Origin of the sequence: Chengkuizengella marina, from assembly GCF_009910845.1 — a bacterium.
Taxonomy (GTDB): domain Bacteria; phylum Bacillota; class Bacilli; order Paenibacillales; family KCTC-33759; genus Chengkuizengella; species Chengkuizengella marina.
On sequence record NZ_SIJB01000043.1, the window covers coordinates 18,161 to 40,375 of the forward strand.

Sequence of the window (22,215 nt, forward strand, 5' to 3'; positions counted from 1 at the left end):
AACTTTACTAATGAAACACAATCAAACTTTGTTATTTTCTTCATTGGTTATTGTTATTATGATGCTTTTCATTACAGTTTCATGCAATTACTCAGAAGAACCAATTATTTCTCTTGAAGTTCAAGTGTTAGAGTTGAAAGATGAAGAATACAAACATGTTGGAACCTTTGGTTTAGACAATCCTAGCAAAAATGATTTTCGAAAGTTTACATTTAATTTAGAAATGGTTCATTCTGATGAAATCATTAGAAAAGTTCAATTTCCTTCATTTTGGTCCGATATTTGGAAAAAATCAATTAACTCAATTGATAATATAGATCGGTACTGGTTTGGAAATGCCCATACACAAGATAATGAAAGTGGACAGGTAAGTTACTCTATAGAATTTATATTCTACTCATATGGAGTAAGTGAAGAGGAGATCAAAACTGCATTTCATTCTATTCCCTTTAAGATATTATGGGAAACTAAGGAGGGATTTAGGGTAGAGAATGATTACATAGTTGGTGATGTAATTGAATTTGTTGGATTACAATTATAAAAGAATGGCGGTATCTATTGTGACAAAAAATATATACATTGTAAGGCATTGTAAAGCATTGGGTCAATCATCAGAGTCTAAATTATCTGAACAAGGATTTAAACAGGCACAATACTTACCCGAATTTTTTTCTAATATAAAAGTGGATAGAATTATATCAAGTCCTTTTTTACGTGCTATTCAATCAGCAAAACCAATAAGCAAAAATAAGAAAATACAAATTGAGATTGATAATCGTCTTTCGGAAAGAGTATTAAGTATAGCTAACTTACCTGATTGGTTTGAAAAACTGAAAGCCACTTTTGATGATGTGAAGTTGAAATATGAAGGGGGAGAATCAAGCCAAGAGGCAATGAATAGAATTGCAGAAGTAATGGATTCTGTGCTTACAAGTGAACCTGAAAACACAATTATCGTCACCCATGGCAATTTAATGTCTTTGTTACTGATGAAATATAATAAAGAATTTGGATTTGAGTGTTGGAAAAATTTAAGTAATCCTGATGTATTTCTTTTAAGTAATATAAGCAATACAAAAAATAATATAAGTATAGAACGGATTTGGAAAGAAAACGTTTAAGTATATAAAAAGGAGTACACTAGATGAAAAAAGTTCCGAATATAGTACATAAGGTTCTAACCGAGTACAACTCATTGTTAAAAAAACATTTTCCGAATACGTTAGAAGGAGTATATTTACACGGATCAATAGCTCTGAATGCGTTTATTGAGGGTTCAAGTGATATTGATTTCATAACGGTTATGAATAGGAATCTAACCAAAATAGATATACAACGAATATCTGAAATTCACAATATCATTGCTTTAAAATACCAACATTCAAAATTAGATGGAGTTTATATTCTTTGGGAAGATATGGGGAGACTAGAATCGAAAAATGACAGTTATCCTTATTACAATGAAAGTAAGTTAAGTGTTGGAACATACTCTAGCTTAAATCCTGTTACCTGGTGGATATTAAAATCTAAAGGGATAAAAATAGTAGGACCCGAAATCTGTACAATAAAACTTAATACAAGTACAGATCAATTAATTTCTTATGTAATAAAAAATATGAATTTTTATTGGGCCCCTAGAATAGAAAGAATTGAAAATTCAATTGAAGATGTAATTACATTACCTACTAAAGAAATTAATATTGAAATTGAATGGTTAGTACTTGGATTGTTAAGACAATTTTATACCTTAAAAGAACAAGATATTATTTCAAAACATGGGGCAGGGGAGTATGCTCTGCAGCACTTTTCTGGGGAATTTCTTAACATCATTAATGAAGCTATAAACATTAGAACTGGTCAAAAACACAAGTTTTTTCATTCAGAAGAAAAACGTATTAAAACAGCTATTGATTTATCGAAGTACATTATTAAGTACTGTAATCATAATTTCAATCAAGCAAGAGTAGGGGAAAGGTAATCTACTTTTTAAAAATAAAAGAGCCGTGAGGAAGGTGGTGGGAAGACCTCAACGACTCATAACCCAAGAGAAAGACAATCCAGCTTTTAGCTGTACAGGTAGTATACATCAACTTACAAAATTTGTAAAGATTATAAAAATGATACTTTTATTTTTTAATTAGATTTGCATCATAAACTTTCACATCTAATGGTGATTTTAAATATTCATTAGATTTTCCAACAAAGGATATAAAATGTTTACTGCTATTATGACTTTGTACAGCGTCAAAATCCTTCCATTCTTCGACCATCATATATACATTTTCTTTTTCTGTATCTTTCAATAATTGATATGAAATGTTACCACTTTCTGCTCTAGAGTCCTTAATTAGAGATTGGACTTCTTTCAAAAAAGCTTGTTCCTTTTCACGATATACATGAATTATCGCATGAATCATAATCATAAATGATTTCCTCTCATCTACTATATTTTTTATTTGTATGTTATTTATTTCTATAGGAACGGTTATTATTATATAAATGACTGTATATTAAAATGTATTCCAAGTTGTTACTTCATCAAGTGGAAGACGATTTTTTGCAAATCCTGCTTTTTCTGCTTTTCCAAGTGCAATTAACATAACAGGAGAGAAGTTGTCAGGAATATTAAATGCCTCTATAAATTGCTCTTTATTAAAACCTCCCATTGGAACGGTATCATATCCTTTTGCCTTAGCAGCCAACATGAATTGCATAGATACTAATCCACCATCAATCATAGATACTCGTAATGCATCTTCACGCGACATATCTGCATAAAAAGAATTAATTTGATTCACATAGAAGTCTTTAGTTTCTTCAGGAATTGCACCTAAGTTCACTAAGTTTCCATAAATTTCTTCAGCATTTTTATAAGCTTCTGCATCTCCCAACACTGCAATCACTGCAGATGAATCAACAACTTGTTGTTGATTTGCTGCTATAGGAAGTAATTTTTCTTGTAATTTTTGATCGTTAATCACAAGAAACCTCCATGGTTGTAAATTGCTTGAAGATGGGGCTAAAATAGCTGTTTCTAAAATCTCTTTGATTTCACTTTCTTCTATTTTAAAATTAGAATCGTAAAAACGAACTGAGCTTCTTTCTTTTGCGACAGTAAAGAAATTTTGGTCAGTTAATGCTCTGGGTGCTTCTGCATTATTTTTGTTCTCTTGCACTTTGTTTAAATATTCCTCATTACTTTGTGCCATTATGATTTCTCCTTTTATTTTTAAACTGTAATAATTTCTATTTCAGTATATTATTTTAACTGTAACATTGTCAACTACAGATTTTGGGTTAGAAAAATATTTTTCAAAATACGTACTTTTAGTTGTTTCGCTATACTCTCGGCTTTATCCATATGTCATTGATTAAAGCCTTAAGTTTAGGGAGATAATGGATGTGAATCTAGCTGAGAGAAATCAAAAGATGTATACTAATTAAAAACATTTTAATTTTGAAATAACAAATTGGAGTGAATGAATATGGATTACAGAATTGAAAAAGATTCTATGGGAGAGATAAAAGTACCCATAGATAAATTATGGGGATCACAAACGCAAAGAAGTAGAGAAAATTTTAATATTGGTACTGAATTAATGCCACTAGAACTTATTTATGCCTTCATCATTCTTAAAAAAGGTGCTGCGATTTCAAATCATAAATTAGGAAAACTATCAAATGACAAGGTTGAAGCTATAATTGAGACATGTGATGAAATCCTTTCAGGTAAATGGCACGATCATTTTCCACTAGTAGTATGGCAAACGGGAAGCGGAACTCAAACAAATATGAACATAAATGAAGTGATCGCGAATAGGGGAAACCAACTATTACAAAAAAAAGAAATTGAAGCTTCTCTTCATCCAAATGATGATATTAATATGTCACAAAGCTCAAATGATACATTTCCAACTGCACTGCATATCGCTAGTGTTGTAGAAATTGAGAATAAATTACTGCCTGTATTAACAGAACTTAAAGAAGTTTTAAAACAGAAGATTGGCAAATTTAAAGATATTGTTAAGATAGGACGGACTCACCTTCAAGATGCTACACCATTAACTTTGGGACAAGAAATTAGTGGTTGGCATGAGATGGTGGAAAAAAGCGGAAAAATGATTATTGAAAGTTCCAAGCACTTAAAAGAACTTGCTATTGGAGGGACAGCCGTTGGTACAGGGTTAAACGCACATCCTCAGTTTGGAAATATGGTTGCAAAAGAAATAAGCAAAATGCTCAATTCCGATTTTGTTTCTGCATCAAACAAGTTTCACGCATTAACAAGTCATGATCAAATGGTTTACGTACATGGATCTTTAAAAGCATTAGCAGCTGATTTAATGAAGATTGCAAATGATGTCAGGTGGTTAGCTAGTGGACCTCGATGTGGGATTGGTGAAATTACCATTCCTGAAAATGAACCAGGAAGCTCTATCATGCCAGGAAAAGTAAATCCAACTCAGTGTGAAGCTTTGACAATGGTTGCAGCTCAAGTGATTGGAAACGATGTAACGATAGGAATAGCAGCTAGTCAAGGAAATTTTGAATTAAATGTATTCAAACCAGTTATTATTTATAATTTTCTTCAATCTGTAAGGTTGTTGACGGACTCTATGCTAAGCTTTAATAAAAAATGTGTGATAGGTATTGAACCGAATATTAATAAAATAGAATACAATTTGCAAAATTCTCTTATGTTAGTGACAGCATTAAATCCACATATAGGATATGATCATGCAGCCAAGATTGCAAAACTAGCTCATAAAGAAGGGATTACTTTAAAGGAAGCAGCAATAAAGTCAGGATTATTAACTGAAAATGAATTTAATAAGTTTGTTAATCCTCAAAACATGATCTCACCTAGATAAAATAGATACGTCTTAAAGGTAGTGTCCCTATAGTCAGCATAATTTAAATCTGATAAAATATTTACAATGATGGATTCTCAGTTTAGTGAAGACAGATAGGAGTGTGTATATTCGATGAGTATTAATTTTGGTTTCGTTCAGGATTCAGCCTCATGCAAAGCCTAGTATTGGAAGGCGATACTTTGCATGAGGTGATATATTATATCGCTAAAGAAATAGGTTATCATTTCTGATATGTTAGGCTTTGCACCTTATATTTTATTGAAAAATATAGATAAGGGGCGGGCAGAAATGAAAAGTGTAAAAGCAAACAAAGTAATACCCGAGAAACTACTGATTGAGCTTCAAAAGTATGTTCAAGGGCAAACTCTATATATACCTAAAGCCAAAAAAAATTATCAAAAATGGGGCACACTTTCTGGTGGAAGAAAAGCCATTGATGAAAGAAATGCTATCCTTAAGAATCAATTTAAGAAGGGAAGAAGCATTAATCAACTAGCTGATGAATATTATCTTTCAACAGAAACCATTAAAAAAATTGTATATTCAAAAAATTAATAAACACTGATCATCTTTATTCAGAGATGATCAGTTTCTTTCTTTTTATTGCAAATTTGATTATACACTATTACTTTTAGATAGTTGGTAGGAGTTATTCTTTATTAGTGTTCGAAAATTTGAGAACATAGTAGGTTGATTGCTCATTTGTTGTATAGAAGCTGGAATAATTCTTATAATTGCACAGGAAGAAAAAATGTTAATATCATTAGGAACAAGAGGATTTCTACCTACAACAATCCCTTTGCCTACATCAATAATTTCGATTTCAATGAATCCTAAAGTAAAACCAATAAGTTCAATAAGTACTACTTTTCCAATCAGCAGCATGGCTAAATTTGTGATTGGATTTTCGCAACAAGCGCAAACCCCCTTATTTTTATTAGATAATGGTTTTAAATTTATTTTAACTGTAGGATCAGAAAAAGCAGCTCCAGTAATTTGACAAAGTGGGAAAAACACCTTGATTTGTGAAAACGACAAAATCTTCAACTCGGTTAATTATAACTTCTCCAAAAAATGTCTGAGTTAAAATAGTCACATTATCAATACTCACCAATTGCTCTAAATTACATTGCATTGGACAGGTACAACAGTCACAAATGGATTCATCATAGGTACTCATAGAAATGCATCCTCTCACTATATTTACTTAAATATTGTATGTTCATAAAAATAGTTTTGAATGGTCGCATGTTCCATAACTAAAAAAATGTACTCATGTACATCTCTTTGTACCATATCTTAAGATTTTGATATATTTTGTATGAAAAAAAGTAAAAAAGATTGACCATTTATTAAATTCTGCATATAATAAAATTTATGATTAGGAAAGGAAAGGTAATAAGTTAATGTGGAATTAATCTATTTTAAAGTTCTAACTAAATCTTTGCTTTTATTTTCTAGAAGCAATCTAATTGAACTTAGAGAATAGGATTAATATGCCCATTTTCTTATGCTTTTTGGATTTCAACTATGATATCGATCTAACATTATTTCCTTTTCCTAAAGAAAGTAATAGGAACAGCTATTTTAAATAAGTATTTATGGTAATCTAAGGAATATCATTGACTATTTGCATATGGATAAGGAACTAAAAAATAGGTTATATCGTTTTATCGTTGATTATTATTTGGTTTATTCATTACCAATTTGCATATATGGCATGTAAAGCCTCTCTAGGGTTCAGCTTCTAGAGAGGCTTTTTTTGTATTTTAATTAAATATTTTACCGAGTTTTCTTTATATGTTTTTGAGAAGGAGATTATAATCATGAATTCGAGACTTATCATTATAGAAGGATTGCCTGGGTTTGGTAAATCCACCACGGCAAAAATTGTTGAACTGCTACTAAAGGAGAGGAATATTAAAACAAAGTTATTTTTAGAAGGGAATTTAGATCATCCTGCAGATTATGATGGGGTTTCCGTTTTTAACAAAAAAGAGTATGATGAGCTGTTGTTTTCAAGTAAAAAGTTTAAAGATCTATTCAATCAACATCTCATGAAAAAAGGTGAGAATTATTTTTTGCCCTATAGAAAGATTGAAAACGAGTTAAATATGAAACTACCTGAAGAAGTATTTGATTTTATATTTAAAAAGGATATATATGAAATCCCATTAGAGCAAAATATGAAGCTAATTCAAGAAAAATGGAAAGAGTTTACTGAAGTTGCCCTGAATAACAATCAAACCTATATCTTTGAATGTTGTTTTATCCAGAATCCTTTAACGATAGGTATGGTTAAATATAATTCACTAAAAGAAAAAGTAATGAACTATGTTATGAGATTGGCAGAAATTATACAACCTCTGAATCCATTATTAATTTATATAGAACAAAACGATCTTGAGGATTCTTTTAGAAAAGCAATAAAGGAGAGACCCAGAGAATGGTCTGAAGGATTTATTGATTATTATGTTAATCAAGGATATGGGAAAAAACATGGTTTTAAAGGTGTTGAAGGCACTCTCCAAGTGCTAAAAGCTAGAAAAAATATAGAGTTAGATATATTTGATAGGTTAGAAATGAAAAAAATGAAAATCAACAATTCAAAATATGAAACACATACACATAAGTTAAAATTACTTGAAATACTGGACACAGAAATACTTTAACAAGTCTTTAATTTTTGATTTAAAGGAAGGTGATTTTATGTCATTGATATCCTTAAATAACATAAATAAACACTATGGTGATCAAACTGTACTCAAAGATGTAAATTTTGAAATTAACCATGGAGATCGAATTGGTTTAGTAGGAATGAACGGAGCTGGAAAAACGACTTTAGCAAACATTATTTCTGGAAAAGTAGAATCAGATGGTGGCATGATCACGCAATATATTAAAAATATGAAGATTGGATATTTATTGCAGTCATCTTCTTATACCCTTAAATCCTTTAACCAAATGTTTGAACAGAATCATCATGATTTCCTAGAAGTATCAAGTCATTTAGGATTAAAGAAAGTGCAGGAATGGAACGGTGATCGAATTTCAGGAATGAGTGGAGGGGAAAAAACAAAATTAGCGATTGCACATGTATACAGCTCTAAACCTGATCTTCTAATTTTGGATGAACCTACCAATCACCTAGATATTCAAGGTGTTGAATGGTTAATTAGTGAACTTAAGCATTTTACAGCAAGTATAATGATTATCTCCCATGATCGATATTTTTTGGATCAAACAGTAGATCGTATCATTGAAATTGAAGATGGTACGATAAATAACTTTCAGGGCAACTATTCTTTTTATAGAGAGGAAAAAGAGAGGAGATTCCAAAGCCAAAAGAAACAATATGAAGAGCAAAGAAAATATGAAAAAAAAATAGAGTCAGAAATTGAACGTTTGAACAACTGGTCATCAAAAGCCCATAGAGAAGCTGGAAAAGTAGGAAAAATGGCTGATATGAGAAGTGGTAAAGAATTCTATAGAAACAAGGCTAAGAAAATGGATAAACAGGTGAAATCTAGAATTAAACGTCTTGAAAAAATTGAAACAGAAGGGATAAACAAACCAAAAGAAGAGGGGAATGTGCATTTTGATTGGGAGGAACAAAACCATCGTGGAAGACGTTTCATAGTTGCTAATCAAATGAAAAAAATGATAAATGATAGTTTATTGTTCCAAAATAGTTCTTTTAGTATTGTAAGAGGCGAAAAAATTGGATTAATTGGCCCTAATGGTTGTGGTAAAACAACTCTTCTGCAAATCTTATGTAAAAAAGAAACTTTAGATGAAGGAGATTTATGGATTAGTCCCACATTGAAGATCTCTTATTTGACGCAAGATGTTAATGATTTAGATCCTGAAAAAACAATAAATGAAATTATAAAAGAAACTTATAATACCCGGAATGAAGCTCAAAAAACAATAAATTTACTCATTAGTATGGGACTGGAAGAATCTATGATGAATAAACCGATTCGTCAGTTAAGTCTGGGAGAAAGGACAAAATTTAAACTAGCACAACTAATAAATCAAAACAGAGACTTATTAATCCTTGATGAGCCTACAAATCATTTAGATCTTCCAAGTAGAGAACAATTAGAGAAGACGTTAGAAACTTATAGCGGTACATTGTTAATTGTTTCCCATGATCGCTATTTTCTAGAAAAGATCTGTGATAAATTGTTGGTTTTTAGGGATAGCAAAATTCAAAAAGTTGAAAGTGGGTATAAAGATTATTTGGAGAAGGTTGAAATTGAAAAGACTTCAGATTTCAAGAAACAGGAGAATAAATTTGAAGAGAAGATGATTATTGACAATCGTATCATACAAATCATAGGAGAATTAGGACGTTTAAATCCAGAAGAGGTAGAGTATCAGGTTTTAGATGAAGAATTTAAAAAACTGAACAAAAGAAAAAAGCAACTTTCTGAATGATGATTAATAATGCACCGTTTAAGTTTTAGACGGTGTATTATTTTTAAAACTTAATATTGATATTTATTTATGGTATAAGTATGGAGTACTCCATTCTTTGGTAGCCATAGATAAAAACAGGAGAGATAATGATGAATATTAGCAATGGGAATGGATAGCAAATTATTGTAGGCAGTGAATAAATGGGCAAAGGCAATGAATTATGAATTTATATTGGTTTGGCCAAGTGAACAAAGTATAGAATTTTATAGTAGAAATGGATATACCCACTGTAATGATCATATGGAAAAATAGACTAATCTAAATTAACTGCTTGAAGTAATAATCATCTGGAGAATAAAAGATGATCTATTTAGATAATGGAGTTAGATCGGAATTTTAATAAAAAATGATGTAAGACTGTCATCTGATACACACCTTATTTCTCCGTTGTACTTTTCAATAATATTTCTACAAACATATAAACCAATCCCTGTTCCCAGATCCTTTGTCGTATAGAAAGGTTCAAAAATTGCATCTGTAACTTCTTTAGGGATTACGGGACCATTGTTTGATATGATAATCTCAGCTTTTCCATCTAATATGTTACAACTAATATCTATCTTTCTTGTATGCTTAACTTTTTGGAGAGCATCAATAGAATTTAATAAAATATTTAGAAAGACTTGTCTTAATTCATCTTTATTTGCAAAGACCCTTATATCAAATTCAATTTTATTTGTAAGCGTTACATTACCGTCTACAATACTAGGATAGATAAAACTAATTAAATCTTCAAACAATTCATGAAGAGAATTACTTTTCATTTCACTGCTCACGATTTCCTTTTTAGATACATGAAGAAATTGTGTAACTCTTGAGTTTAATTGGTGTAATTCATGTTCAATAATATCGATATATTTCAACGAAGGATACTCATTATTTAAGAGTTTTGTAAATCCAAGTAGGCTAGTCAAAGGATTTCTAAATTCATGCACAAAACTAGAAGACATTTGACCGAGTATCTTCAACCGCTCTTTATGAGTCTGATCAATTAATTCATTTTTTTCTTGTAATTGTTCTTCCTTTATTTCCGTATACTTTTGTATTCCAAAATAAGTGAATTGATCAAATACTGTATTGATTTCTTCAATTATGTTTGGATACTTCCCTATAGGTAATCCTGAATTGAGCACAAAATTAATGATTTCGCTTCTCCCGACGTTTACATTTTGTACAAAATCTTCTATATTAATCTTGGCTTCGGTTCTTTCAGTAGAAACGTTATATGCAAATTCTCTTACATCTTCTTCACTCAATGACTTTTCAAGCTTTAGTTTTACGACTTCATACATTTTAATCCCATTTTTTATGACTCTCTCTTCATTTACATCGGTCTGAGAGATGAAAGCTTTTTGTTTCCAAGACTCTATAATAGTTGAACTATTCTTTTCTAAAAAACATATAAGCTGTTTACGAATCTCTTGCATTTTTATCCCCACTTTCAATCTTAAGGAATGTAAAATTCTGTGTAAATGCCAAAACAGAAATCGATAATACTATATATTGAGAAAAAGTATGTCCATGATCTAATGGTAAATTATTGTATTTGATTTGTAAATTAAATATTTAAGTGACTTATTGACAATAGTTAGAGGAGCGGATCGAGCAGATGTTTCTGGATTCTAATTATGCTCGATCTCCAATGGACTAATATTTTGTGGTATCTTCACTTCCGGAATTATTGGAGGTGGGATGACTGAAGAAATATTTAATCGACGTTTTTTTATTGGGGGAGTAGCGAGTATTTTTATTTGATGAAGTAGGAAATACTCATTGAAACTTACTCATATTTCTTATTTTCATATTAACCTCCGTAGTGAAATTAATCTTTGGATATACTTCTTCCCAATTTAAACTTTTCCATTCATTATAAGATAAACTATTTCTAACCGCCTCACCCACCCCAACAGGGTCTACATTCATTTTTTGAAGAAAAGAAAGCAAATCTTTCATTTCACTATTTAAAACGTTATTAATTTTAGTTTCTAACTCCTTTTGCACACTATCTTTAGTAAGTGTTTGTTTCCCTGAATAACCTTCTAAATTGCCTGTTATATGTATATCAAAATTAACTGTAAAATCGTTATTTTCCTTTTTCACTTTAATTTTGTGCTTAGTACGTACGTAGGATAAATGAACATCTTCCTTTTTGCCTCCAATTTCTATTTCTAGATCAATTACTCCTTTTTTAAAATCTTCACTTAACAAGAATAAATATATCGCTTTTTCATTGGTTAATGAAGCAACCATCCGATCATCTTTAAAAAGAGCAAAACCATCTAAAAGTATGTTTCTTTTTGTAGTTAATATCATGGGTAAAATAGGATCGATTCCATCATCATAATAAGATCTTGTAAACTGCAATATGTTGACTGAAGGGTAAACGTATTCTTCATCTAACCGTTCTAACATGGTTTCAATATAAGAACCTGTATTCGGCTCTTTTTCTAATTTTGTAATCAATATCTCTTTGGCAGTTCCTTTTGCGACTGCTAGACTCACAAGTGGTCCAACAGAAGGATCACGAAGAAAAGATAAAATAATTGGGAAAATTCCATCCTTGGCTAATTCTTCTCCGAATAAACTAATACGTAGTTGACCATTAACTACTTGTCTCTTTGTTTGTGACATCATCTCAATATCTGCATTTTCTAATGAGTTGGAAGATGCATGTAAATATTCGAAAACATCCGTTTCAGTTGGAACCTGATACATGGCAGTGATATCTAGATGATGATCCTCATGTTTAGAAACATCGAAACCAACCCCACTTATCATAGCAAGATCATCAATACCATAATTATTCATACAACCAGTTAAAAAAAATATAAAAACTAATAAAAAAACTAATCTATTCATAGAACTTCACCATTTTTTGACCCATTCCTTTTTCTTTTTATAGTTGTAATTCCAATGATAAGCAATAGGATAATTGGTAAAAGCATTGCAATAACTGCTTCTATTCTTCCAATCCATTTTAACCAATTCCCAACATCCAATAAAAATTGAGGAATATATGATATACCAAATGAAATGATGATTAGGATTACAATTGACACTTTTGGTTTTATTTGCGGTATTGAATATCTAAAGACTTGATCACCTGCCCAATAGAACATAACAACAGTGATAAGTGCTTTCAAAGAGAAGAGACTAAATATTAAACTTTCTATCCTTTCAATAAAAGGAAACTCTATATACTCAAATAACGTTAAAACTGGAAATGTTTCGTTTTTTAATTGATCAAAACTTAAAACTCCAAAGGCGATAAAACAAATGGGTACATATATTACAAATGTAGTAAATAGATTTCCGTAAAACATGGCCTTTATCGATGCTCGAGATTTTAAAATGTAAGGAAATATAAGAATGATGATTTCATATCCTAAAAATGCATTTAGAATTTCAAAACTTTGAGTTAATAACTCTTTTTCTCCTTTAAAAATAAAGGGTGTTAGTCGATCTAATTTAAATTCAGCGATGTAAAGTGCCATTATAGAAACGGACCATATCGTCATAAAGAAAAAAATAATGGTTGTTTTACCGATTTGATATAGACCTTTACTCACAAGAAAGTAAACAAAAATTAACGTGAATATTAAATATACAGTAGGAGATAACTCAGGTAAATACAACATTTTGAATAACAATCCGAAATTCTTACCAACTAATATGCCGAGCATACACCATAGAAATGCCAAACAAAGAAAGAAGGGTCGCAGTAAAACTTTTGGAACCAAGTCTTCAAAAATCTCAAATATAGACCTACCCTTACCATAATGGAAAACCAACGCGATTAACAATATATTTATCATTGGAATAATTGAAATAATAGCTACTCCTATCCATCCATTCGTACCAAATGCACCAGCTGCTATCCTAGGCAAGCTAAATATTGTAATTCCTGATTGTATCATGTATATAAGGACAGCGATTTGAAATGGATGGAGTTTTTCCTTCATCATAAATCCCTCCTAACGTTTATTTTTATTGGAATTCTTTTTCTTTTTACTTGTATTAGTCTCATTATTTAAACTTGCTAAAGGAGCACGTATTAAAGTATCTAACCAATTAGACGGTTGTGTGGGTGAAATTGGCCATAAGTATGGGGTTTTTAAACTTGTAAGGCTTGTAAGTGAAAGAACTAAAAATCCTAGTGCAATACTGATTCCCAGATTACCTAGAAAACCTGCCATAATAATAAAGCCAAATCGAATGATTCGAACTGAACTACTCATTACATAACTAGGAATGACAAAAGAGGCAATAGCAGAAACCGCAACAAAAATAATTAAGATATTACTCGTAATACCTGCCTCAACGGAAGCTGAACCGATAACAATCCCTCCAACAATCCCAATGGTTTGCCCAACTTTTGTTGGCAGTCGTGCTCCTGCTTCTCTTAACAACTCAATGGTAAACTCCATAATAAGCGCTTCAATGATAGGAGGAAAAGGAACATTACTTCTAGATTTAATTAAACTAGGCAATAGTAATTCAGGTACCATCGCATAATGAAATGTAGTAATGGATACATACAATGCCGTAAGGGTAACTGTAATAAAAAAAGCAAATAACCTAAATATTCTAATTAATGACCCTGTGAGCCAACGTTGATTGTAATCATCAGGTGAATGTACAAAATCAAAAAAAGTTGCTGGTGCACTAAAAGCATATGGACTATTACTCATGAGTCCAATGATTTTCCCTTCGGTCAGTTTAGAAGACATCACATCTGGACGTTCAGTTGTAAAAATTTGTGGGAAAGGTGAAGTAGGGTACTCCTCAATCAATTGGACTAACATATTTACATCATAAATGGCATCAACTTTAATGTTTTCCATTCTATTTTTAAGTTCATTTACCAAATCTGGTTTTGCAAGATCCTCAATATATAAAATATATACCGTGTTTTTTGTAATTTTCCCAATAGAATATTTTAAAACCTTCAATTTGGAACTTTTTACTCTTCTTCTAACAAGCGATAAATTTGTATTGATATCTTCATTAAAGGCATCATGTGAACCAGTAATAATGGTTTCAGATTCTGCTGTCTGTATTGCTCGTGTTTGTAAATTAATAGCTGCAAAAATATAAGTTTGATCTTGATGAAAAATGATCACATTTCCTGCTAGAAGTGCATTCACAGCTTCTTTACTATCATCACAAGCCTGAAATTGATGTTGTGATAAAAAAGACTTAATATTTTCCGCATTTAATTTTTCAATCTTTGAAAAAAGTACTTTTTCAACCATTTCTTTTGCAATCATATATTCAAAATACATTAATTGCAGATGAATTTGAGGATACTCTTTCTTAGTGATATCAGCACATTTTGAAAATTCTTCTTCAATGTGAGAGTATGTAGGTTTTTGATTTTTTTGGATTTCTTTATTTTTAGAATTTTTAGATTGTAAATCATTAAAAAGAATTTTTTTAAGTAAGTTAAGCAAGAGATCACCTCAATTTAGATGATTTTACATTTTTTTCATTTCTTATAGGATGGTTTGTAACTAGTATGAGCAAATGTATCTTTCTCAATTCAGATTTTAAAAAACAACTTTATACGTAAAGATTCATGACAAGTTGAGTTCATTGTCAAGTTTGCATAATTTTACTAATTTGAGTGAATAATGGGTATATTCAATTAGTTAAGGGGTGAGATAAACTTTGTGGGCAAAAAATTGAAATCGATACTAAGAAGAAAAAATAATAAACAAAAACAAATAGATCGTATTGATAACAAATCTATAAAATCACAATTTGACTCTAATCTTGAACAAAATATCAAAAAATTTAAGTCTATGTTAGGTAGTAGTACAGATTTAGAAGTTAGAAAGTTTCGTGTAGGGAAGAATGGTTCCTACCAAGTAGCTTTCATTTATACTGATGGTTTAGTTGATAGAGAAATTATCAATAATCTTTTAGAAACATTAATGATTAACTTACGAAAAGATGATGATCAAAATTCCATGGAGAAATCTTCAACGATATTAGAGTACTTAGAAAATTATGGGATTACTATAGGTGGGATAACAGGAGTAAACAATTTTGAGACTGCCTTTGATGCCATTCTTTCAGGGGACACTCTTTTACTCATTGATGGTTATAGTGAAGGCTATTACTTGGCAACGACTGGTTGGGAAGATAGAGGTGTAACGGAAGCAACATCTCAAACCGTCGTAAGAGGACCACATGACTCCTTTACTGAAACATTAAGAACAAATACAGCTTTAATTAGGAGAAGGATAAAAAATCCAAATCTTTGGCTGGAAACTAAGCAGATTGGAAAGAGAACAAGAACAGATGTAGCAATTATGTATATTAAAGATATTGCCGAAGATAAAGTTGTACAAGAAGTAAGAAACCGTTTGGAACAAATTGATATTGACGCCATACTTGAAAGTGGGTTTATAGAAGAACTAATTCAAGATGAGACATTTACCCCATTTCCTACTATTTATAATAGTGAAAGACCTGATGTCATTACTGCAGGTCTTTTAGAAGGAAGAATTGCAATCTTTGTGGATGGAACTCCTTACGTTTTGTTAGTTCCAGCTTTATTTATACAATTTTTCCAGTCGCCTGAAGATTATTATTCCCGTGCAGATATAGCATCTGCCATTAGAATTTTGCGATTTTTTTGTTTTTTTATCACCTTGCTTTTCCCTGCTCTTTATATTGGAATTACAACTTTTCATCAAGAAATGATTCCTACACAATTGTTAATCAGTTTGGCCGCGCAAAGGGAAGGAATACCTTTTCCTTCATTTGTAGAGGCTCTAATCATGGAAATTACTTTTGAGATTTTAAGAGAAGCAGGTATTCGTATGCCAAGGGCTGTAGGACAAGCTGTTTCCATAGTAGGTGCACTTGTTATTGGACAAGCAGCAGTGGAGGCAGGAATTATATCGGGTGTGATGGTTATAATCGTAGCGATGACTGCAATCGCTAGTTTTGTTTTACCAACATATAATATGGCTATTTCTGTCAGGCTTCTACGTTTTATATTCATGATACTTGCAGCAACATTCGGATTGTTTGGCATTATTGTTGGTCTCATCGCACTAGTTCTTCATTTGAGTAGTTTAAAATCATTTGGGGTTCCATATATGGCTCCGATGGCACCTTACAATGCCCAGAATCAGAAGGATAGCTTAATACGATTTCCAATATGGGGATTAATACAAAGGCCACACTTAATTAGTCAAAAGAATGTAGTAAGGCAACATGATAATGTTCCTACAAAATCAAAAAAATAAGCTGAACTTGTATTTCTTTTAAACTGTCGACAACAGCTTCTATTTAGACACGAAATGAAAGAAGTGGTAATACTTGATCAAAATAGCGAATTGTACATTCATTATGTTACTCTTGATTACTTCTTTAACGGGTTGTTGGAGTCGAAAAGAAATCCCAGAATTAGGTATTGTTTTGGGTATGGGTATCGACAAGACCGACGAGGATAACTTCTTAGTTTCTTATCAAGTTGTTGATCCTGGAGAAAACACACCTCGGCAAAGTAGTGGAAACAGAACACCTGTATCTCTTTTTCAAGCAAGGGCAGATAATCTTTTTGAAGCTGCATGGAGAGCTACGATGACAATTCCTCGTAAATTATATTTTTCACATATACGTATTCTTATTATTAGTGAAGAACTCGCAAAGGAAGGAATTAAGAATGTGATCGATTTTATGTCTAGGGATCATGAAATGCGTCCTGATTTCTTTGTTATGATTGCAAAGGGACATAGAGCTGAAGATATTCTGAAGGTTTTAACCCCATTAGAGAAGATTCCAGCTAATAATATGTTTGACTCTCTGCGAATGTCTGAGCAGAACTGGGCACCAACGTACGGTTTACATTTAGACAAACTGATAAATGAGATAGTTACAGATGGGAATGAAGCAGCTCTTTCAGGGATTAGAATTGATGGAGAATTAGAAATCGCTGAGAGAAGACTAAATGTAGAAGAGATTAACTCCCCTGGTAAATTAGTCATTGAAGGAATAAGCGTGTTTAAGGGGGACAAACTTATAGGCTGGTTTAATGAAGTCGAAAGCAAGGGTTTTAATTACATCATTGATAATGTTACATACACGGCAGGACAGATAGAGTGTCCGAACGGTAACGGAGATAAAATAGCTATTGAAATTAGTAGTGCAAAAACAAAGGTAGACGTAAAACTTCAAAATGAAAAGCCTTTCTTTGAATTAGAGGTTGATATGATAGGTAATATTGGCGAAGTAGCTTGTAAAATTGATTTGACTAAAACAGAGAATATTAATGCAGTAGAAAAGTTAGTTGGAGAGAAAGTCAAAACGCTCATGGAAACAACGATCAAAAAGGCTCAGCAGGAATATAACTCTGACGTCTTTGCTTTTGGAGATACTGTATATAGAACACATCCTAAAGCATGGAAGGAACTATCTGGAAATTGGGATAAAGAATTTCCTAATTTAGAAGTAAGCATAAGGACAAATGTGACACTTCGTTCAACAGGAACGCTTAATAATAGCTTTATCCAAAAGTTACCCGTTGAAAAATAGATGTTTACTCATATGAGGCTGAAAATATGTATGCTAAAGGAGATGGCTAAAAATTGAAAGTAGTAGGAATCCTTATTGTTGTTGCACTTATTGCATACTTTGAAATTTCACCTATGGCAAAAAAAAAAGAAATTAAGGATTTATGGGTTTTTTCCTTTCTGTTATTGATAGGAACTGTTTTAAGTATCATGCTGGCAATTGGAGTAACAATTCCAAACCCTTTAGATGGGCTGACAAAGGTGTTGAAACCAGTCACTAATTTCATTCTAGGATTATTGGATTAATTACTCTCAATTCATTACTCTCAATTACAAATAGTTGATGTAAAGGAAGTGAGAAAAAAGATGCTGGAGCAAAGTAAGATATCGAATAGACAATTAACTATTTTGATCGTTCAATTCATTATAGGAAGTAAAATTTTGTTTGTTCCAGCTTCTCTAGCAGCAGATTCAGAACAGGATGTTTGGTTATCAGGATTGATTGCTATTGTAGTAGGTGTGTTCGTGGCTTGGTTTTATGCTCATCTTGCACTCCAATTCAAAAATCAAGGTATATTGCAGTATAGTGAAATAGTACTAGGGAAGTGGATAGGTAAACTTGTAAACATTGTTCTATGTATATATTTTTTAATTATTGCAGCTTTTCTAGTTAGAGATATTGCGGATTTCATGACGATTCAGATTATTCCTGGCACACCTATTCTTGCCATTATGATTGTATTCATGATATTAACAATTATTGGTGTTAGGCTAGGCTTAGAAGTACTTAGTAGAGCAGCTGAGATATTTAATCCTTGGGTAATATTTTTACTACTATTATTATTAGTTTCTGTCTCTACTCAAATTGAATGGAAGAATATGTTTCCTGTTTTTGACCATCAAATGAAACATATTATGAAGTCATCCCTTACTTTTATCACATTCCCATACTTAGAAATGATTATCTTTCTACAGATCATCCCATATGTAAACAAACCTTCACGTGTAAAAAGAAATATGATTGTGGGAACAGTTCTAGGAGGAGGTATGTTAGTTGTAGTTACTCTTTTTTGTATCTTAATTTTAGGAGTTGATAGTACGACACGTCATATATATCCAACGTATGCGCTAGCTAAAAAAATTACGATTGGTGAATTTATTAGCCGGATTGAAGTCATCGTTGCCGGAGTATGGTTTCTTACTATATTCATAAAATTATCTCTCTGTTTATATTTCATAGCAGCTTCCATCGTACAATTATTTGCATTAAAAACTTACAAACCACTCACTTTTCCAATTGGAATCATTCTCATTTTTCTTGCCATTATACTTGTGCCCAATATGGCCTACTTAACCAATTTTGACGCTACAACATGGATCCCTATTGCTATCATTGTTGGATTCATCCTTCCATTTATTATTTATATTGTGCATAGACTAAAAATAGCAGCAAGCGGTAAGAAAACTTAACAAGTATTGATTATCTAGGTGATAATCCCCCTATATCCCTTCATTAAACTAAAGCGTTTTGTCTTTGCAGTACATTCTTGAGAAGTACACCATATTTTACTATTATAAAATTGTGAATAATTAAAAACTTTTGATAATGGGGGATTTTCAATGGAGAAACAAGTACTGGAAAGTCAAGATCTTGAACAATTTTTCCCTGTAAGTAACGTAGATTATATTGAATTTTATGTAGGGAATGCAAAACAGGCATGTCATTATTTTTGTAAGACTTTTGGTTTTGAGGCTATTGCTTATTCTGGATTAGAAACAGGTAATCGAGAGACGGTATCATATGTTATACAACAAAATAATATTCGCTATATTCTAACTGGTACATTAGAAGAATCTAACCCTGTTAGTGCATTTGTTAAAAAACATGGTGATGGAGCTAGAGACGTAGCTTTAGTCGTTGAGAATGTTGAAAGCGCTTATACTGAAGCAGTTAAACGCGGTGCCATTGAAATTTTACCTCCAACAACATTGAAAGATGATCATGGATCAATAAAAAAGGCGATTATCGGGACTTACGGTGATACCATTCATAGTTTAATTGAACGTACCAACTATAATGGAACGTTTTTGCCAGGTTATGAACCAATTAGCATGAACATTCCATATGAGAGTACAGGTTTAGTAGCTGTTGATCATGTAGTTGGAAATGTAGAAGAAATGGATGAATGGGTTAGTTATTATGAGAATGTCATGGGATTTAAACAGCTCCTTCATTTTGATGATGACGATATTAGTACAGAATATTCTGCTCTTATGTCCAAAGTGATGACAAATGGAGGTAGAATAAAATTTCCAATTAATGAACCTGCTGAAGGGAAGAGAAAATCACAAATTCAGGAATACTTAGAATTTAATAATGGGGCAGGTGTTCAACATATAGCTCTATTAACAGAAGACATTATTGAAACGGTTTGGTTGTTGAGAAAAAATGGTGTAGAATTTTTAGACACTCCTGATTCGTATTATGATATGTTATCTGAGCGTGTTGGGAAAATTGATGAAGAAGTAGAGAAACTTAAGCAATTAAAAATATTAGTAGATCGTGATGATGAAGGATATTTATTACAAATTTTTACAAAACCAATTGTTGATCGCCCTACATTATTTATAGAAATCATACAAAGAAAAGGTGCAAGAGGATTTGGAGAAGGGAATTTTAAAGCATTATTTGAATCAATTGAACGTGAGCAAGCAAGAAGAGGTAATTTATAGATACCCCAAAAAGTGAACAATATTCAAAGATGTTTATACAACTGGAGGTGATTCTTTTTGATTATTGAACCCAGAACGATCCCCTGGAAAGATGCTTATAAGTTATTAATTGGATCTGTCTTACCACGCCCAATTGCATTTGTTTCTACTGTTGATCATGAGGGGCGTGCAAACCTCGCTCCATTTAGTTTTTTTACCTGCATAAGTGCTGATCCGATGCTCATTTGTTTTGCTCCAATGGTTCGAGGCAGTGATGGAGCTAAAAAGGATACTTTAAAAAATATTGAAGCAACTGAGCAGTTTATCATAAATATTGTAAGTGAAGATATCATTAATCAAGTGAATGAATGTGCAACAGAATATCCTTATGAGATAGATGAATTTATAGTTTCTGGGTTAAAAAAAGAGGCTGGACATAAAGTTAATATACCTCGAGTGAAAGAAAGCCAAGTTCATTTGGAATGTACATTATATGAATTACACCATTATGGATCACATCCTGGTTCAGGAAGCTTAGTCATTGGCAAAGTTGAACTAATAAATGTTGCAGACCACTTATATGAAGATGGGAAAATAAATACAAATAAATTGAATCCAATTGGTAGATTAGCTGGTCAATCATATACGAGAGCGATAAGCGACACTTTTATATTAAATAGAAAAAAAAGTGGTGATTCAAAGTGAAATATGTCACCTTTCGTACAGAAACTGGACCTATGCGAGCTGGGTGGTTAGATGGAGACAAAGTCATTGATATGAGTGAAGCTAGTCATGGGAAACTTCCAAATTGTTTACTTACTTTTATTGAAAATTATGACACATACTATACTTTAATAGAGGATATAGCTCATGAGAAATCTATATATCCTTTAGAAAAGGTTACACTTTGTGCACCATTACCTCATCCACCAAGTGTTCGAGACTTTTATGCTTTTGAAGAACATGTAAAAACGGCTCGAGAGAAACGTGGTTTGACTGTTATTCCTGAGTGGTATGAGATCCCTGTTTTTTATTTTACAAACCATAAAGCAATAACAGGACCTGAAGAATCGATTGAAAAACCGAAGAACTGTTCTCGTTTAGATTTTGAGCTTGAACTTGCTTGTGTAATTGGTAAAAAGGGGAGAAACATTACAGCAGACCAAGCAGAACAATATATATTTGGTTATACAATCATGAACGATTGGAGTGCACGTGACATACAGGCTAAGGAAATGAAGGTAGGTCTAGGTCCTGCAAAAGGGAAAGACTTCGCCACCTCACTCGGTCCATTTATAGCTACAGCAGATGAGATAAATCAATATAAGGTTGGAGATCGTTTTCAATTAGAAATGACGGCATCGGTAAATGGTAAGCGATTATCTAAGGGGAATTTTCAGAGTATTTATTATTCCTTTGCAGAAATGATCGAACGTGCTTCACAAAATGTAACATTATATCCTGGTGATATCATCGGCTCAGGAACAGTAGGAAGTGGATGTATATTAGAGTTAGGTACTGATGTACATCGGTGGTTGGAACCAGGTGATGTGGTTGAACTTGAAATTACAGGGCTTGGAGTATTGAGAAATAAAATTGTTGAGTAAGGGAGAGGG

21 protein-coding genes are annotated in these 22,215 nt (G+C 31.9%); 14 read left to right on the forward strand and 7 right to left on the reverse strand.

The window, feature by feature from the left end; translation table 11 throughout:
- Positions 1 to 10 precede the first annotated feature (10 nt).
- The 3 genes from ERL59_RS18210 to ERL59_RS18220 are packed head-to-tail and all read left to right on the forward strand — an operon-like array spanning position 11 to position 1,978.
- Entirely contained in the window at positions 11 to 541 is a 531-nt protein-coding gene (locus ERL59_RS18210; RefSeq protein WP_160647672.1) for a fructose-bisphosphate aldolase, read from the forward strand.
- Positions 542 to 560: 19 nt separating this feature from the next.
- Positions 561 to 1,121 carry a histidine phosphatase family protein gene (locus ERL59_RS18215; protein WP_328699978.1) on the forward strand — a complete coding sequence of 187 codons (561 nt, stop codon included), beginning with the start codon at positions 561 to 563 and terminating at the stop codon, positions 1,119 to 1,121.
- Positions 1,122 to 1,144: 23 nt separating this feature from the next.
- Positions 1,145 to 1,978, forward strand: a complete 834-nt coding sequence (locus ERL59_RS18220) for a nucleotidyltransferase domain-containing protein (protein WP_160647673.1) — start codon at positions 1,145 to 1,147, stop codon at positions 1,976 to 1,978.
- Positions 1,979 to 2,126: 148 nt separating this feature from the next.
- Here ERL59_RS18220 and ERL59_RS18225 read toward each other — a convergent pair whose 3' ends face one another.
- Together ERL59_RS18225 and ERL59_RS18230 are read right to left on the reverse strand one after the other, a co-directional pair.
- Positions 2,127 to 2,423 (reverse strand): putative quinol monooxygenase, encoded by a 297-nt coding sequence (locus tag ERL59_RS18225; protein WP_160647674.1) that lies wholly within the window; start codon positions 2,421 to 2,423, stop codon positions 2,127 to 2,129.
- An 87-nt stretch (positions 2,424 to 2,510) separates the two neighbouring features.
- A complete protein-coding gene (locus ERL59_RS18230) occupies positions 2,511 to 3,209 on the reverse strand; it encodes a nitroreductase family protein (RefSeq protein ID WP_160647675.1) in 699 nt (232 codons plus the stop codon).
- A gap of 276 nt (positions 3,210 to 3,485) precedes the next feature.
- Here ERL59_RS18230 and fumC point away from each other — a divergent pair, with 276 nt between their 5' ends.
- Together fumC and ERL59_RS18240 are read left to right on the forward strand one after the other, a co-directional pair.
- Positions 3,486 to 4,871: a class II fumarate hydratase gene (gene fumC / locus ERL59_RS18235; RefSeq protein WP_160647676.1), complete on the forward strand. Its 1,386-nt coding sequence runs from the start codon at positions 3,486 to 3,488 to the stop codon at positions 4,869 to 4,871.
- Between the two features lie 291 nt (positions 4,872 to 5,162).
- Positions 5,163 to 5,429, forward strand: coding sequence for a CD3324 family protein (locus ERL59_RS18240; RefSeq protein ID WP_160647709.1), 267 nt, complete (start codon positions 5,163 to 5,165; stop codon positions 5,427 to 5,429).
- Positions 5,430 to 5,489: 60 nt separating this feature from the next.
- Here the strand turns inward: ERL59_RS18240 and ERL59_RS18245 are convergent, their stop codons facing one another.
- Positions 5,490 to 5,912 carry a hypothetical protein gene (locus ERL59_RS18245; RefSeq protein ID WP_160647677.1) on the reverse strand — a complete coding sequence of 141 codons (423 nt, stop codon included), beginning with the start codon at positions 5,910 to 5,912 and terminating at the stop codon, positions 5,490 to 5,492.
- 788 nt (positions 5,913 to 6,700) lie between these two features.
- Between ERL59_RS18245 and ERL59_RS18250 the strand changes: the two genes are divergently transcribed.
- Together ERL59_RS18250 and abc-f are read left to right on the forward strand one after the other, a co-directional pair.
- The gene (locus ERL59_RS18250; RefSeq protein ID WP_160647678.1) at positions 6,701 to 7,546 is read left to right on the forward strand and encodes a P-loop NTPase family protein; all 846 of its coding nucleotides are present in this window, start codon (positions 6,701 to 6,703) and stop codon (positions 7,544 to 7,546) included.
- 37 nt (positions 7,547 to 7,583) lie between these two features.
- Entirely contained in the window at positions 7,584 to 9,317 is a 1,734-nt protein-coding gene (gene abc-f, locus ERL59_RS18255; RefSeq protein ID WP_160647679.1) for a ribosomal protection-like ABC-F family protein, read from the forward strand.
- Positions 9,318 to 9,682: 365 nt separating this feature from the next.
- Here abc-f and ERL59_RS18260 read toward each other — a convergent pair whose 3' ends face one another.
- The 4 genes from ERL59_RS18260 to ERL59_RS18275 all read right to left on the reverse strand — a co-directional run bounded on the left by ERL59_RS18260 (position 9,683) and on the right by ERL59_RS18275 (position 14,812).
- Positions 9,683 to 10,786 carry a histidine kinase N-terminal domain-containing protein gene (locus ERL59_RS18260; RefSeq protein ID WP_160647680.1) on the reverse strand — a complete coding sequence of 368 codons (1,104 nt, stop codon included), beginning with the start codon at positions 10,784 to 10,786 and terminating at the stop codon, positions 9,683 to 9,685.
- Positions 10,787 to 11,129: 343 nt separating this feature from the next.
- Positions 11,130 to 12,218 (reverse strand): Ger(x)C family spore germination protein, encoded by a 1,089-nt coding sequence (locus ERL59_RS18265; RefSeq protein ID WP_160647681.1) that lies wholly within the window; start codon positions 12,216 to 12,218, stop codon positions 11,130 to 11,132.
- Positions 12,215 to 13,321, reverse strand: coding sequence for a GerAB/ArcD/ProY family transporter (locus tag ERL59_RS18270; protein WP_160647682.1), 1,107 nt, complete (start codon positions 13,319 to 13,321; stop codon positions 12,215 to 12,217). The genes ERL59_RS18265 and ERL59_RS18270 overlap by 4 nt, the downstream gene beginning before the upstream one ends.
- A 12-nt stretch (positions 13,322 to 13,333) precedes the next feature.
- Complete coding sequence (locus ERL59_RS18275) at positions 13,334 to 14,812, reverse strand: spore germination protein (protein WP_160647683.1); 1,479 nt, start codon at positions 14,810 to 14,812, stop codon at positions 13,334 to 13,336.
- A gap of 219 nt (positions 14,813 to 15,031) precedes the next feature.
- Here ERL59_RS18275 and ERL59_RS18280 point away from each other — a divergent pair, with 219 nt between their 5' ends.
- The 7 genes from ERL59_RS18280 (at position 15,032) to ERL59_RS18310 (ending at position 22,206) form a co-directional block, all read left to right on the forward strand.
- Positions 15,032 to 16,621, forward strand: a complete 1,590-nt coding sequence (locus tag ERL59_RS18280) for a spore germination protein (RefSeq protein WP_407925742.1) — start codon at positions 15,032 to 15,034, stop codon at positions 16,619 to 16,621.
- 73 nt (positions 16,622 to 16,694) lie between these two features.
- Positions 16,695 to 17,909, forward strand: a complete 1,215-nt coding sequence (locus tag ERL59_RS18285; protein ID WP_160647684.1) for a Ger(x)C family spore germination protein — start codon at positions 16,695 to 16,697, stop codon at positions 17,907 to 17,909.
- Positions 17,910 to 17,962: 53 nt separating this feature from the next.
- Positions 17,963 to 18,193 carry a hypothetical protein gene (locus ERL59_RS18290; RefSeq protein WP_160647685.1) on the forward strand — a complete coding sequence of 77 codons (231 nt, stop codon included), beginning with the start codon at positions 17,963 to 17,965 and terminating at the stop codon, positions 18,191 to 18,193.
- A 60-nt stretch (positions 18,194 to 18,253) separates the two neighbouring features.
- Positions 18,254 to 19,357 carry a GerAB/ArcD/ProY family transporter gene (locus ERL59_RS18295; protein WP_160647686.1) on the forward strand — a complete coding sequence of 368 codons (1,104 nt, stop codon included), beginning with the start codon at positions 18,254 to 18,256 and terminating at the stop codon, positions 19,355 to 19,357.
- 150 nt (positions 19,358 to 19,507) lie between these two features.
- Positions 19,508 to 20,620, forward strand: coding sequence for a 4-hydroxyphenylpyruvate dioxygenase (gene hppD / locus ERL59_RS18300; RefSeq protein WP_160647687.1), 1,113 nt, complete (start codon positions 19,508 to 19,510; stop codon positions 20,618 to 20,620).
- 57 nt (positions 20,621 to 20,677) lie between these two features.
- Positions 20,678 to 21,304: a flavin reductase family protein gene (locus tag ERL59_RS18305; RefSeq protein WP_160647688.1), complete on the forward strand. Its 627-nt coding sequence runs from the start codon at positions 20,678 to 20,680 to the stop codon at positions 21,302 to 21,304.
- Positions 21,301 to 22,206, forward strand: a complete 906-nt coding sequence (locus ERL59_RS18310) for a fumarylacetoacetate hydrolase family protein (RefSeq protein ID WP_407925743.1) — start codon at positions 21,301 to 21,303, stop codon at positions 22,204 to 22,206. Before ERL59_RS18305 ends, ERL59_RS18310 begins: the two co-directional genes overlap by 4 nt.
- The last annotated feature ends 9 nt before the right edge of the window (positions 22,207 to 22,215 follow it).

Bases quoted from the DNA above. Each gene is read 5' to 3' on its own strand.
- ERL59_RS18210 (WP_160647672.1), top strand. From the start codon at position 11: ATGAAACACAATCAAACTTTGTTATTTTCTTCATTGGTTATTGTTATT.
- ERL59_RS18220 (WP_160647673.1), top strand. From the start codon at position 1,145: ATGAAAAAAGTTCCGAATATAGTACATAAGGTTCTAACCGAGTACAAC.
- ERL59_RS18225 (WP_160647674.1), bottom strand. From the start codon at position 2,423: ATGATTATGATTCATGCGATAATTCATGTATATCGTGAAAAGGAACAA.
- ERL59_RS18230 (WP_160647675.1), bottom strand. From the start codon at position 3,209: ATGGCACAAAGTAATGAGGAATATTTAAACAAAGTGCAAGAGAACAAA.
- fumC (WP_160647676.1), top strand. From the start codon at position 3,486: ATGGATTACAGAATTGAAAAAGATTCTATGGGAGAGATAAAAGTACCC.
- ERL59_RS18240 (WP_160647709.1), top strand. From the start codon at position 5,163: ATGAAAAGTGTAAAAGCAAACAAAGTAATACCCGAGAAACTACTGATT.
- ERL59_RS18250 (WP_160647678.1), top strand. From the start codon at position 6,701: ATGAATTCGAGACTTATCATTATAGAAGGATTGCCTGGGTTTGGTAAA.
- abc-f (WP_160647679.1), top strand. From the start codon at position 7,584: ATGTCATTGATATCCTTAAATAACATAAATAAACACTATGGTGATCAA.
- ERL59_RS18260 (WP_160647680.1), bottom strand. From the start codon at position 10,786: ATGCAAGAGATTCGTAAACAGCTTATATGTTTTTTAGAAAAGAATAGT.
- ERL59_RS18265 (WP_160647681.1), bottom strand. From the start codon at position 12,218: ATGAATAGATTAGTTTTTTTATTAGTTTTTATATTTTTTTTAACTGGT.
- ERL59_RS18270 (WP_160647682.1), bottom strand. From the start codon at position 13,321: ATGAAGGAAAAACTCCATCCATTTCAAATCGCTGTCCTTATATACATG.
- ERL59_RS18295 (WP_160647686.1), top strand. From the start codon at position 18,254: ATGCTGGAGCAAAGTAAGATATCGAATAGACAATTAACTATTTTGATC.
- hppD (WP_160647687.1), top strand. From the start codon at position 19,508: ATGGAGAAACAAGTACTGGAAAGTCAAGATCTTGAACAATTTTTCCCT.